This is a genomic window from uncultured Thalassolituus sp., from assembly GCF_950066645.1.
Classification (GTDB): domain Bacteria; phylum Pseudomonadota; class Gammaproteobacteria; order Pseudomonadales; family Oceanobacteraceae; genus Thalassolituus.
Map to the genome: position 1 here is coordinate 61842 of NZ_CATMFB010000007.1, position 13750 is coordinate 75591.

10 protein-coding genes are annotated in these 13750 nt (G+C 48.0%); 6 read left to right on the plus strand and 4 right to left on the minus strand.

The window, feature by feature from the left end:
• Positions 1-29 precede the first annotated feature (29 nt).
• The gene (locus Q1L85_RS07865) at positions 30-2138 is read right to left on the minus strand and encodes a TonB-dependent receptor (protein ID WP_300424814.1); all 2109 of its coding nucleotides are present in this window, start codon (positions 2136-2138) and stop codon (positions 30-32) included.
• A 262-nt stretch (positions 2139-2400) separates the two neighbouring features.
• Between Q1L85_RS07865 and Q1L85_RS07870 the strand changes: the two genes are divergently transcribed.
• From Q1L85_RS07870 to Q1L85_RS07890, 5 genes are all read left to right on the plus strand, one after another.
• Positions 2401-6615, plus strand: a complete 4215-nt coding sequence (locus tag Q1L85_RS07870) for a hypothetical protein (protein ID WP_300432791.1) — start codon at positions 2401-2403, stop codon at positions 6613-6615.
• 383 nt (positions 6616-6998) lie between these two features.
• Positions 6999-8660, plus strand: a complete 1662-nt coding sequence (locus Q1L85_RS07875) for a dsDNA nuclease domain-containing protein (RefSeq protein ID WP_300424816.1) — start codon at positions 6999-7001, stop codon at positions 8658-8660.
• Positions 8661-10802 (plus strand): helicase-related protein, encoded by a 2142-nt coding sequence (locus Q1L85_RS07880; RefSeq protein ID WP_300424817.1) that lies wholly within the window; start codon positions 8661-8663, stop codon positions 10800-10802.
• Positions 10803-10811: 9 nt separating this feature from the next.
• On the plus strand, positions 10812-11132 hold the full coding sequence (locus Q1L85_RS07885) for a hypothetical protein (protein WP_300424818.1): 321 nt from the start codon (positions 10812-10814) through the stop codon (positions 11130-11132).
• A gap of 77 nt (positions 11133-11209) precedes the next feature.
• A complete protein-coding gene (locus tag Q1L85_RS07890; RefSeq protein ID WP_300424820.1) occupies positions 11210-11452 on the plus strand; it encodes a DUF3297 family protein in 243 nt (80 codons plus the stop codon).
• A gap of 147 nt (positions 11453-11599) precedes the next feature.
• Here Q1L85_RS07890 and Q1L85_RS07895 read toward each other — a convergent pair whose 3' ends face one another.
• Positions 11600-11980, minus strand: coding sequence for a hypothetical protein (locus Q1L85_RS07895; protein WP_300424822.1), 381 nt, complete (start codon positions 11978-11980; stop codon positions 11600-11602).
• A 200-nt stretch (positions 11981-12180) separates the two neighbouring features.
• On the opposite strand from Q1L85_RS07895, the gene Q1L85_RS07900 reads away from it, so the two are divergent.
• Positions 12181-12897 (plus strand): YafY family protein, encoded by a 717-nt coding sequence (locus Q1L85_RS07900; RefSeq protein ID WP_300432795.1) that lies wholly within the window; start codon positions 12181-12183, stop codon positions 12895-12897.
• A gap of 57 nt (positions 12898-12954) precedes the next feature.
• Here Q1L85_RS07900 and Q1L85_RS07905 read toward each other — a convergent pair whose 3' ends face one another.
• A complete protein-coding gene (locus tag Q1L85_RS07905; protein ID WP_300432797.1) occupies positions 12955-13296 on the minus strand; it encodes a DUF86 domain-containing protein in 342 nt (113 codons plus the stop codon).
• Positions 13286-13552: a nucleotidyltransferase family protein gene (locus Q1L85_RS07910; RefSeq protein ID WP_300432799.1), complete on the minus strand. Its 267-nt coding sequence runs from the start codon at positions 13550-13552 to the stop codon at positions 13286-13288. Before Q1L85_RS07910 ends, Q1L85_RS07905 begins: the two co-directional genes overlap by 11 nt.
• Between the last annotated feature and the right edge of the window lie 198 nt (positions 13553-13750).

The window sequence follows — 13750 nt, forward strand, 5'->3', positions numbered from 1 at the left end:
GGACCCTGTTAATCTGCAGTGCTGTTATATCAGAACTGCACGCGGCTACCCAGCACTATGGTCCGGCCCGGCCCCTCGGTATAGTAGCTGGCATTGGTCGTCAGGCTTTGTGATGCTACTGGGAAGTAGTCTTCATTCAGCAGGTTTTCGACCCCTGCGTATACCTGCCAGTCGCCCGGCTGGTAGGTGATTCGCGCGTTGACCAGCTGATAACCCTCGATCGGACCCTCGTAGTTCGAGTAGTTGCCGTCTTCATCTGCATCGAATTCATCGCGATCTCCGATATGAGTAATGTCGGCGTTAACTTTAATAGCGTGGTTGACCGGCCAGTCGACGTACGCAGTCAGTTTATCCGGGCTGATAAAACGGTTACTCAGTGGATCATCAGTGTCCGGGTTTTCACCCTGAATATGGCTGTATGTCATACCGAGCAGTACACCAGAGTAAAAACGGTAGTCAGCAAGAATTTCTGCGCCGTAAATATCCTGAGGTTCACGAACCGGCAGATATACGCCAGTGTTAGGATCTTCAACCGTTGAAGTTCCCAGAGTCGACGTACTCTTATAGATCGCAACTTCGACATGCAGATTATTGATATCGCTGCTGGCACCGATTTCGAGATGCTCAACTTTTGATGCTTCTGTCTGGACCTGAGACAGGCTGGTTACCGTTGCGCTGCGCAGCAGGCGTCCGAGATCTGAAATATCGTAGCCTTCTGAGTAGTTAATGAACGGGCTGAATTCTGGCATCGCCGTGTAGCGGACACCCAGGTTATAGGTGGTCAGGTCATAGTTCAGCGTTCCGCCTTCTACAGCGAAGGGAACCGAGCAGGTGGTTTCGTTGCGGCACAGCTTCAGTGTGTCGTAGTCATTAACATCGATTTCGGTTTCCTGGTAACGGATCCCCGCTTTGAACATCCAGTTGTCGTTCCAGTTGAGATTATTCTGAACGTACGCAGCCGTATTGTTCATATCCATTTCTGGCACCCAGATACGACCATCAACCAGTGGCTGAGAGCTGACATCCTGAAGATAGTCGATACCGTAAGTTACGCGGTTTTCGAAATCAGAAAAGCTGAACACGCTTGAAAGGTCGGTCCGCAGACCCTGTTTCTCAGACAGAATGACAGATTGACCGCCGTCATAACCTTCGTCTGGGTTCGCCAGGGCAGTACTGAAAAAGAAAACGTTCTCGATACGTTGCTTATACGCATCAACCGAAAGCGAAGTGTTCCGGAATACCTGATCGTGGCTGTATTTAACCATCAGGTTGTAGTTGTCTTTAGGGCCTTGAGGTTCACCCGGACGGTCTTCGCCTGTGTCGTTGTCGACAGCAATTGTTTTCTGGCCTTCACTGTAACTGCCTCGCTCATCAATCAGGTTGGTATCCTGTTGAGAATCAAAGTAGTTATAGGTCAGCTGTATACGTTGCTGGTCGTCAAAAGCCCAGCCCAGTTTAGTCAGCAGGTTCTGTGTTGTAAGGTCTGACAGACCATATACTAGGCCCATAGTGTCACCGTCGGAGTCTTTCTGTTCGCCGTAGCTGTCATAAGCACCGCTGACCAGGTAAGAAAACTGACCAATAGTCCCGCTGACGGTTGAGTCGATGCGTTTGCTCAGACTGTCTTCAAATTCGACCGCTGAAAAACGGGTGCTGACACCAATATCACCACTGAATTCAGAATCCGGGTCGGGCTGCTTAGTGATGTAGTTAACCAGGCCACCCGAAGCACCGTGACCATAAAGCGAAGAAGAACCTTTGATCACTTCAATGCGCTGCAGCGCAGCAGCATCAATGGTCCGCAAGCCCAGAGAGCCGTCACGCAGCGGAGTAGACTGCGGAACACCGTCAATCAGAATCAGCGCATTCCGACCGCGAAGTTTAAATCCGGAGTTACTCGTACTGGCTTTTGCTGGAGAAAAACCGGGTACCTGAATAGACAGAAGCTGTTGAATCTCCGGTGATACTTTTAATCCTTCCTCAATTGCTTCCTGTTCCAGGAGGTTGACCGACGCAGGAATGCTGGCGACACGCTCTACCGCTCGGCTGCCAGAGACGATAAGACTGTCCAGCTCGACTTCTTCCGCGGTGGTGGTACCCGCAAGTACGATCAGCGTGGCTGCTGAGATACTCCGCATTGTGTTCTCCTTTCATTCTCATTTGATAATCGTTTGCATTATGAAGGAATTTGTCATGAATGAAAGTAATTATTGTTTTTGTTTATTTTTGTTGAGGCAGGACATTTCCGGCTGACTTTTTCGTGACTTGCCAGTCGCTGTCCAAAAAATACTCAGAATTTGGTAGGGTACACCGTTCAGGCCACTCCCAGTTTTTGGCCCGGAACTGACGCATGGACACCATGTGCTGACAATGTGGAATGCCAGACAGGATAAAAAAACCATGGCTCAACTCAGACTCGCTGCCGTATTTTCGGCATTCGCGCTCGCCTCGTGTGGTGGTGACGGCACTAACCTGAAAGGACCGGACAGCTTCCGGGTAAATGCTCAGGTGTCCGGTGCAGGAAGCGTGACTCCAGACTCTGTCGATGTCGTTGAGGGCAGCAGCGTCCAGATGGTGCTACAACCGGGTGAAGGGGCCAATCTCGTGTCCGCCACGGGTTGCGGAGGGGCAGCCGCCAGTAATCTTTTTTATATAGCCAACGTCTCGGCAGACTGCACGGTCAATGTGGTGTTCTCGGACGCTCAGCAGGCTCCCTCTAATGAAACAGACGAAGAGCCGCCCCGGGTATCCGGCGCCGTCTCTGCCGGCAATGGCCGGGTCATCGTTCAGTTTAACGAGCCCATGTCTGCTGATCTCGTCGACTCCGTCGTTAACTTCAATATTACCCGCACCGACACCCAACAGATCCTCCCGGTACTGGCTGCAAGCTTTGTTGATAGCCGCCAGCAGGCCGTGCTGTTAGAAACTGGCTCTCAGATCAACACTGAATACAGCATCATTGTGGTTAATGCCTATGACATTGCTGGTAATGCCATTGCACCACCGGCAGAAGAAGTCGAGGTAAATCCTAATTCGGCCACTTTCATCGGTACCCGCCCGGATGGCGATGACCTGATCGATAGCGACGAAGACGGCCTCGCTGATTACATCGAACTCGAAGGCTGGCCGGTGATCGTCACCCGTACCGACGGCACCACAGAAACATTCCACGTCAGCTCCGATCCACTCGACCCCGACACAGACAATGACGGCGTACCCGATAACGACGAACGCCACGGCGGTTTAAATCCACTGAGTATCGACACCGATGGCGACACCCTCGATGACGACGCCGAATGGAACCGCATTTATTCTGACGGCACCAAGCAAGACACCGACGGTGACGGCATTCAGGATGGCTTTGAATACGTCTTCTTCAAAACCTCACCGATTCTGGCCGACACCGATGGCGACCAGATGGACGACCCGAGCGAAGTGGCGTCAGGCAATCGCAATCCGCTGATGGCCGATATGCCGATCCCGGATATCGACGTGGGCCTGGTGAATCTGCAGCTGGATACCCGTTTAACCTACACCGATGAAAGCGGGCAGGTCGTTACTGAATCCAACACCAGTGAAGCCACGCTGACGCAGGGTAATAACCAGACGTACTCCTCGGCAAATGAGAACTCAACCAAAGAGACGGTTGAAAACTCCGTTTCACTCACACTCAGCGCAGAGAAAGAAATTAAATACGGCGTGACCGATGGCGGTGGCAAAGGCAGCACAAAATTCAGCGCGAGCCGGACAACGTCCTCATCCAATACCAATGAATGGGGCAGCACCGTCTCATTTGGCGAAGAGAGTAACCAAAGCGCCGAAGAGGCCTACCACGACTCACTGACCACCGAAAACGCCCGCGATACCCGCGAGAGTATTACCCGTGAAGTCTTGGGTGCGTCGATGCGTGTCGACGTAACCGTGGCCAACGCCGGCAATATTCCATTCTCAATCAGCAACCTTGAGCTGACTGCACAAGCACAAGACCCGAATAACCGCCGCCGCATTATTCCTATCGGCTCGCTTGTACCGGAAAACGAGAATCTCGATTCTGTGAATATCGGTGCCATTGGTGAAACCGCTCGCGGGCCGTTTATTTTCCGTACCGAGAACGTCTTCCCGCAAGAAATTGAAGACCTGATGAAAAACCCGCGTGGCTTAGTTGTGCAGTTAGCGAACTACGACATCACTGACGAAAACGGCAACAACTACGCCTTTACGTCTCAGCAGATTCAGGACCGTACCGCCGAGATTACGTTTGATATGGGTAACGGTGTGGTTGAAAGCTACCGCATTGCCACCGCCAGCGATCACCACCCATCCACTGGTGCGCCCAACGGCATTAGCATGAAACGTGCGTTAGAGATTGCCGGTATCCGTGGCACGCAGATTATCCGCGACGGCGGCAACGGTGTGGTCGAAACCGTCGCCGCGCCAACCTCCGACGACGAACAACTCGAAACGGCGGGTAGCAGCGTCGAGCCGCGCAGCATCATTATTACCGCTGGTGACGACAACGGCATCGCTACCGTACCGGGTGGTGACGATATTCTGGTAGAGCCTGATTACGCGATGGAAGTGTTCGCGACCTCTGCGGTGATTATTGATGGCGGTAACGGCATCGCCGAAACTGATGTCTCCGGTGACGATAACTTAGTCAGCAGCCTGAACGCCGAGATTGAACCCGGCCAGGTGGTCATACGCGCAGGCGACGACGGCATGATTGATTCCATCCCGACCGGCGACGACGTACTGGTTGAAGCAGGGCAAGAGCATTACGTACTGACGCGCTTCCGCGATGTGGAAGCCATCGCCGGTGAAGCCCGATTCTGGGTACTGTTTACCAACAACCTGAACATCGAGAACGTCGATTTCGATAACCTGCGTCTGCGCTCTGGCCAGCAATACAACTTCACCTACGTGCAGGACAAAGACCTTGACCGCGTCTGGGCGCGTGAAGAATATCTCCATGGCAGTTCAGATGAGAGCATCAATACCGACGGCTGCGATCAGGGAAATGCTCTTGAGGTGTGCGATACGCTCTCCGACTACACCGAAATCAAAGAAGGCTGGATAGTACAACTGCGAGGGTCTAATCAGAGCTACCGTGTCTTCTCCAATCCGGGGCAGGCCGACTCAGATCGTGACGGTTTAACCGACGACCTCGAACGGGCCTGTGGGCTTGATCCGCGCCAGCGCGATACTGACCTCGACGGCCTGACCGACTATGAAGAAGTCACCGGTCAGCGCGTTGATGGCAACATCGTCACGCCTATGGTTAGCATCGACGTCGATGACTCCAGCGTGCCGTCCATGACCATTACACCGTATTTAGGCGCAGAGCCTGATCCGATTCCGGCAGACCGGGCCACCGGCGCAATCTGGGCAGAGCATCAGGTCACAGCAGAATGCCAGCAGATGCTCGAAGACAAACTCACCGGCGGCTACGCCACCGATCCGCTGAACCCAGACACCGACGGCGACTTCGTTAATGACCTCGCCGAACTGTCACTGGGCCTCCACCCGAACGACCGGGTCGACGGAGCAGACTTCCTCGATGACGACGGCGACGGCCTGGTGAACTCCGCCGAAACCAATGGCTGGGTCGTGACCGAAGCCTTCTGGGGCGCAAGCCGCACAGTGACATCAGACCCAACCAAAACCGACACCGACGAAGATGGCCTGCCGGACCTGCTTGAGTTCTATCTCAAGACCGACCCACGCAGCACCGACACCGACGGCGACGGCATTAACGACGGCGATGAATACCGCAACGGCGGTGACGTCTGTGTTGTCCGCGGCAATCCATGCATTACCTTTAATCAGGTACCGGAGAACGACTACGCCGCCTTCGTACGCGCCTGTAATCTCGCACCGGCCTGTAACGTCGCCCAGATCGAATCGACACTCGCGGCCGAAAGCCAGTTTGGTACTAACCCAAGCTCTGTTGATAGTGACACCGACACACTCTACGACCGTGAAGAACTTGGCCTGCCACAGGGCGCGACGCCGCCACGCCGGATAACCATTAACGGCAGTGATATAGGCATCTTTGTATCAAATCCGCGCATCAGCGATACCGATAACGACGGCCTGAACGATCAAACTGAATATCTCGACTACACCAACCCGAACGCGGGCGATTCAGACGGAGACGGTAATTCAGATTTCTTTGAGAAAACCACCTCAGGCACGAATCCACGCCAGGGCGATATCAAATACAAGATCTGGCTGGACGGTTTTGACCTGCGCGTCAACGCCGCGACCTGGCTGGATGTCAACGCAGGGCGGACACTTACCGAATGCGACTTCCGCATATCAGTAGGTACCTTCACATACGATGCAACACTGCCAGCAGGTACACCAATCCCGTGCTACTACGGCGAATACACCGTAGACAGCAATAACGTCCTGCAGCCGGGCTTAGGCTTCCCGGCTGTTGAGGCCTATATCCAAACCAACGGCGGCAATAACAACTACTGCTACCTCAGCATCCCGTTGGATTACGGCAAGGTCGAAGGCGCGCACTACACCGCGACCTGCTCACACAACAACGGCACCTATAACGACATCGACTTTACTGCGCGCTTCTACTTTGATCGGTTGGAGGAGTGACGGTAAGGGAAGAAGGGCCTTTAGAGTAATGAAACAGCCGCCGTTGGGCGGCTGTTTTGGTTGTGAGGGGGGAGGCAGCATGCCTCATGAAGAATTGAATTCAGTTTCTGGGAAAAAAATTTAGTTGTATCCATAACGAATGATGGTAATGAATATAAATTAGACTATTTACGCCTATATGTGAGCTGGCGAGAATGCACAGAAAATCAGCTTCTTTCATATCTAAAGGAAGAAACTGACGATAAAGGATGTCGTTATTTTCCATTGCGTGATTGGCGATCGAATTTAAGTGTTTGCTATAGAAACGACCTTAAGATACTTTTCTCTTAAGGATTAGAAAAAGTGCAATTTTAAGTTCAGCTATTGGGTTAACGGTTAGATACATGGAGAAGAGTGATTCTGGAGGCGTAGGGGCAAAAAAAGGATTCTTATATCAGGATCTAGTTACCGCAATTTATTTGTTGTCAATGCTTCGCGATAAAAGTATTAAATGTATTAGAATGGAAGTCGCTGATGACTTTGATATTGTTTACGGTGACCATATTGAGTATGTACAAGTAAAAACAACTTCTTCTGATAAGAGTTGGAGTATCAAAGAGCTAACTGAAACATCCAAAAAAAAAGTCGTTGGTCCGAGGAATGGGATTAAATATGAGGACAACACGGACTCGATTCTACATAAATCACTGGCTAACGATAAGGATGGGAAATCAAAATTTAAAATAGTAACACCAAGGTCAGTTTCAGAGAATCTAGCATATTTACGAATATTACCCAGTGATAGAGAGAATCCTGACTCCCGAACTAAGCTGTTGAATTCTCTTTCGAGAAAAATAAAGGGATACAAATCTCCGGGAGGGCAGAATATTGAATACTGGCTTGATAATACGCACTGGCGAGTTATACCTGATGAAGATGGTATAGAAGCTATTATTTTCAGTGAAATTATAAAGTCGTCATCAGAAATATTTGGCTGTATTTTAGATCCCAAAGTCGATCCACTTCGTATTTTATCCGGTATTATGCTGCACATTCAGAAAAAAAGCTCAGCATCAAGGGTTATGGTATCCGCTGATGGGAAGTCATATTTTAGAAAAGATTTTGTAGCGTGGTATAGAGAAGAGCTACTTTTATGTGGTTCATCTACGGGTAGCTTTACTAAGGTCTACTCGAATAATGTAACCAGAATGAAACCTATTCTTACGGAGTTTCTTAGAGAAACTAATTATTTCGAATTCTCCGGTAAAAAAGAGTGCCGTGCTGTTGAGCGTAAATATCACCTAGATGAGTATCAGTATGAAAATATTTCAAGATCTATGATTAAATGGATGCCGGAGGTACTTCTTCGCGCTAGTGAATTAGCTGAAGTTGGCTCGTCTGGCCTGATAGAGAAATATTCTGAGTTTAGGAAAAAAGGCTTGGGCTCTCTCCAGGAACTCGATATTTTGGCTTCAAGAATTTTATTGCATTCTTTCATTCGAACGAACTTTGCATCTCAACCTATATCGGCTCAGATATTATTTGATGATTACGATAGTTCAGGTTTTGATAATATACACATAGTTAATTTTGATGATCTGCCAGATAAGATCTACATGGGCTTTAGCTATTTTATTAAGGCAGATAATTTAAATTCTGAAATTGCTAAAATTATTGGTGACTTTGATAATGTTCTTTCATCACCGGAATTCGAAAATACTGGTGATAAGTTGCTTGAAATAAAAGAAGATGGTTACCTGTTGAAGCATGATATTAATGAGATTCTTCAGTCTGGACTATCCCTGAACGATAATTTAGATCGATTTACATTTGTATTCTTTATCGGGTACGAAACGCCAATTCTAGAGGCTAACAAGGGGCTTGAAGCTGAAGTGGCGAAGAAAATTATCATTGATGATGTAACTCATAAATTCAAGTTAATGATAGAGTCGTTGATCGCTATTCGAGGCTTCTATCAGAAGATTGATGCGGTCGTCGTTTTCTACCCCTTGCCTGAGCTTGAAAAGCTATTTAGTAGTCTTAAACGTGAAATTGAGAATGTGTGAATGGATTCTGTGGCCTGTAAAGATATGAAAAAACTTCTGGATGGTGAGATTTCACCATTCAGCTATTTGAAGATTGCGAATGATTATCTTGCTTCGCCAGAGACGATAAACGTTGGCAGAGAATATATTATAAGGGCTCTAGATAAAATTAATTTATTCGAGAGTAACAGTAAGACGTTTAAAATTTTAGTTCGGAAGTCAGGATTATATCCGTATCTCGATAAGTATTTTTCGGATGGTCAAGGCGATGAAACAAAATTCGTATTAGAACTATACGATTCTGGTTTGAATGGGTTCATATTTCATTCGATGCAAGCAAAAGTTTTTAATTCTATAGTCTCTGGTGAGAATGTAATTTTAGGTGCTCCTACTAGTATGGGTAAGAGCGCAGTTGTGGATGCCTTGATCAACTCAAAGATGTACAGTTGTGTTGTAATAGTAGTACCGACTATTGCTCTTATAGATGAAACTAGGAAACGTATTGCTAGACGCTTTGAGCATGAATATCAAATAATCTATCACGGCTCCCAAGTTAGAACACGAAAAAGAGCCGTGTATATTTTAACTCAAGAAAGAGTTAATGAAAGAGATGATCTTGATAGTGTAGATCTATTTGTTATCGATGAGTTCTATAAACTTGCTTTTTCTAATGAAGATAGAAGTCGTGTAGTGGCTTTGAATATCGCCCTTAGTAGATTGATGTCCGTTTCAAAACAATTTTTCATGATCGGACCAAATATTGATTTAGTACGCGGTATGGAGTGTTTTGGGCGGGATTATAGATTCATACCTACAGATTTCAGAACGGTTGCGACAAATAATTTTAAATATAATATTTCTCCTAATGATACTGGAGAGAAAATACGAGTTCTTTTAGATATTATTAAAGAATACGAAGGTCAGACCATCATATATTGTAAGTCTCAATCAGAAATCTCTAAGGTTTTTGGAGGTATTGAAGAATTTTTAAATGAGGATTTTGATTTCGATTTTAGAAAGTGGTTAATTTGCAACTATGGTTCTGATTGGGTTTTCAGTAAAGCGTTAAAAAAAGGTGTAGGAATACACCATGGTTCACTTCCACGTGCCCTGCAGCAGAAAGTTATTGAGCTTTTTAATAATAAGAAAATACGATTTTTGATCTGTACTTCTACACTTATCGAAGGTGTAAATACTGCAGCGGAAAATGTTGTGATATATGACAACAGAAAAGCAACGGTATCTATTGATTCATTTACTCAGAAGAATATTTCAGGTAGAGCTGGGCGTATGAGTCAACACCTTATTGGTAATGTTTTTAGTCTGGAGGGGGATACAAAGAATGAAACTCCCTCAAATGTTGTTGAATTAGGCGTTACTCAGCAAGAAGGAGATGAGAGTTTAGGCTTGATTGCGTCGATCCAGAGTGAGCATTTGACTGCCCAGGGGAAAGAGGAGTTATCAAGGTTTGTTCAACGTGCTGGTCTTCCCCTAGGAATTTATCAAACTAATTCAAGATATTTAGTGACGGATATAGATGAAGGTTATGAAATAATTAAAAGATACAGCATCGAAGAATTACGATTATTTGTTAATTTTGGAAAGTTTGATTCAGTTAGAATAGACCTTTTTGTTCGTTTTATGAAGAAGGTGGAGTTTAGGTCTTTACAACGGATGTCACTGCATTTTGATGACAATAATGATTTTAAAAATAGGTTCTCATGGTATTTGTTTTCAAATTCACACTCTGAATATCTGAAAGATAGATTGAAATATATATACGGTTATTACTCTTCTGAGAAAAGTAGATCGGAGGAGACCGATAGAGAGTTGAAAATTGTAAGGAATATATTTCGATATAATGTTCCAAGTGCACTGATTCTGTACGAAGAATTACTTAATCACCGTTTAACTGAATATGGCGTTGAGGATAAGGTTGACTTGGGGCATATACTACATGTTTTTGAAAATTCTCATCTCGTCTCGGTATTTTCTGCTTTAGAGGAATCTGGAGTGCCTATTGAGACTTTGGAAAAGTTGGAGTCCGAGCGATTTAAAAATTCTACTTTAGATGCGGTAACTAGGTATCTACGGCGATTTTATCAAGATCTTGAAATACTAGACGACACAGACAGGGTATTCATTAAGACGGCCTTGTTGTGAAAGAATTTTATGAGTTTAGACGGTGACTCTGTGGCTATTTCGGAAGCATACAAAGAGGGAATGGAGCATTACAGAAATTCCGGTGACGATCTTCGTTCTTGTCCGTACGAGCCGGGCTCTAAAGAATATGAGGATTTCAGTGCAGGTTTTTGTCAAGCAATGAAGCGGTGTGATGCAGGGCGAGCTCGTAACTCTGCAGGTAGGGATATGTGGTCGATAAGGGAAGAACTAGAAAAGGCGAGACAGGAGAAGCTGGAAAAAGAGAAAAGCGAAAGAGACAAGGAACGAAAAAGGAAGAAGTACTTACGAGAATCCCGAGGTGAATATTGAACCTGCCTGGGGGTAGTTGAGTGCCTTGATCACACTAACTACAATAGCACTCCGTTAACATATCTCAGGTTCGTACCATGTCCAATAACAAACCAGAACTCCCAAATCACCTGTCCATCAACCCGCGCAGCCCGCACTTCGTTGAAGAGTGCTTTGAGCACGACATCGGCATCCGCTTCAAGGGCAAAGAGCGTGCGGACATCGAGGAATACAACATCAGTGAAGGTTGGGTGAAGATTTCGTCGCCGACGACCAAAGATCGCTTTGGTCGCCCGCTGCTGATTAAGCTGAAGGGCGAGGTTGAGGCGTTTTATAAGTGAGTCTCTGAGCATGGCGCTGGGTTCCCGCCTTCGCGGGAATGACAACAAAGAAACCGCCTGTTGGCGGTTTCTTTGTTTCTGCGGGGGAGAACCCGGTCGTCGTTAGCAAAATACGCTGAACGGCTCCTACAGTTCAGTGGTGGCCAATCAGGCAGCTATGCCGCCTTTGTGCTGGTAGTGTGAGAAGAGCATGGTGGTTTGATCGACCAGGCCAAACACGGCCAGCGCGTCTTCATTCTGCATCATGGCCGCCGATGCTGCTTTGGCTGAGGCGTCATCTTCCCAGACGATAAACTCAATCCAGTGACCGTTCTCTTCGCTGTAGTAGTAATCCCGTGATTTGAAGCCTTCTGCTGTCAGTACTACGGCGTTGAGGTTGGCCATGGCGGTTTCCTGATCGGCAAAGTCTACGTCTCCCCGGAACTGCAGGGCGATGATTTCGAAGCTGTTGTTCAGGTTGGCAGCAGTGGCATGAAGGGGTGGGATAGAAGTTGTGTTGATTGCTGGGTTAAGAGCTGAAGTTTGCATATCCGTTTCTCCGGTCTGTTCTATTCAATTCAAGTCAATTGTCTGGGGTTGTTCCCGAGTTGTGTGTGCGCCTTTGTCTTGGCACAGATTCAGAGTAATCTTATAACCGACATTAAATGTCGGTTATTTTGTTAGGCTGTGAAAATCTAACGAAAGCAGGCTGTTTCAGGAGAAAGATACGCGTGGCAAAAGGTAGCTTATTGAATAAGCAGAATCGTCTGGATCGTCTTGTCGGGTTATTACGGCAGGATGAGGTCTGGACGATGAAGCGCCTCGCGGATCAGCTTGAGGTGAGTGACCGTACGCTGCTGCGTGATATCAATGAACTGCGTGAGCAGGGCGTTCCTATCGAAGCTGAGCGCGGTCCTGGTGGTGGTGTCAGCCTGAGTCGTCGCTGGGGTGTCGATAAGCTGCGGCTCAACCACGAAGAGGTGATCAGTATGCTGGTGTCGCTGGCGATTACAGAGACGCTGCAAAGCCCCTTATTGGCAGAGCCTGTACGCAGTGTTCGCCAGAAGATGACGTTGGGTTTACCTGAGCATCAGCGTCAGGTGGTTAATCAGTTACGTAAGCGTATTCTGGTGGGTGATCCGGCGTCAGGGCAGGTCACGCAGACCTACAGCCAGCCCAGCGCAGCCATTACCAGGCAGGTAACGACGGGGTTCTTTGAGTTGGAGATGCTGGATATTGAGTATGTTGCGGGCACTGGCGCGGTGACTGAGCGCCGGATCGAACCTCAGTATTTGTTCTTTAACTGGCCGGTCTGGTATCTGCTGGGTTGGGATCATTTGCGTGACGCGCCACGGGTGTTCCGGATTGATCGGATGCAGAAGGTGAAGCTTGCGGGTGAGGCGTTCAGACCGCGGGCTCGTTCGCTGATTTTGCAGGGGCTGGATGATTATTATCGGTTGTTGTGAGGGTGGTTTCAGGGATACCGCCGTGAGCAAAATGCGCTGAACGGCTCCTACGGGCGATTATTGAACGCGGTGCAGCCGGTTTATTAATACCGGGATTTCAGTCTGGATGATGCTCCAGACAACGTCGTTATCAATGCCCAGATATCCGTGTATCAGCTGATTTCTGGTGGCGATGATCATTCGCCATGGAATATCGGAGTGCTCTTCACGGATATCTGTCGGGATGTGGGTTGCAGCTTCCCCAATCAGTTCGATATTTCGCAACGTCGCATCGTATGTCAGATTACTGGCTTCAAAGGCTTCTTGGGTCATGCCATTGGTGTAGGAAAGGACTTTCTCACAGCACTCCAGCATATCTTTGATGTAGAACCGCCACTCACGTTTAGTCTTAGGCGACATCAACACGGTCCTGTGTGATGTATGGCTTTAGCTCTTCGCGGACTGCTTTCTCTGTAACCAGGTCTACGGGGCTGCCCAGGGCTTCTTCTAGGTAGAACTGTACGCCGAAGAATTGCTTGGAGGTGGCTTTGCCATCGAAGCCAACGAGGATGTCGATATCGCTGTCTTCGCGGGCGTCGTCACGCGCTGTTGAGCCAAAAAGCGCGAGCGTGGTCAGGCCGTACCGTTCCTGAAGGACGGGCTTGCAGCGGGACAATATGTCGAGTGCCTGTTCGCGGTTCATATATTTGGCCGGTGTGCGTGTTTTGATCAGTTTAACCGAGAGGCCGGTGTTCGCAAAATAGGGCTTTAGATAGGGTAGGCCGTAGGCGGGTTGTTCCAACCCGGATCGCCAAAGCTTCGCGTTTGGCTCCTACATGGAATGGCAGCAGCCTGAAATAAGCGAGATATAAAA

Coding starts and splice junctions, on each gene's coding strand:
- Q1L85_RS07870 (WP_300432791.1), top strand. CDS start 2,401: ATGGCTCAACTCAGACTCGCTGCCGTATTTTCGGCATTCGCGCTCGCC.
- Q1L85_RS07885 (WP_300424818.1), top strand. CDS start 10,812: ATGAGTTTAGACGGTGACTCTGTGGCTATTTCGGAAGCATACAAAGAG.
- Q1L85_RS07880 (WP_300424817.1), top strand. CDS start 8,661: ATGGATTCTGTGGCCTGTAAAGATATGAAAAAACTTCTGGATGGTGAG.
- Q1L85_RS07875 (WP_300424816.1), top strand. CDS start 6,999: ATGGAGAAGAGTGATTCTGGAGGCGTAGGGGCAAAAAAAGGATTCTTA.
- Q1L85_RS07865 (WP_300424814.1), bottom strand. CDS start 2,138: ATGCGGAGTATCTCAGCAGCCACGCTGATCGTACTTGCGGGTACCACC.
- Q1L85_RS07890 (WP_300424820.1), top strand. CDS start 11,210: ATGTCCAATAACAAACCAGAACTCCCAAATCACCTGTCCATCAACCCG.
- Q1L85_RS07895 (WP_300424822.1), bottom strand. CDS start 11,980: ATGCAAACTTCAGCTCTTAACCCAGCAATCAACACAACTTCTATCCCA.
- Q1L85_RS07905 (WP_300432797.1), bottom strand. CDS start 13,296: ATGTCGCCTAAGACTAAACGTGAGTGGCGGTTCTACATCAAAGATATG.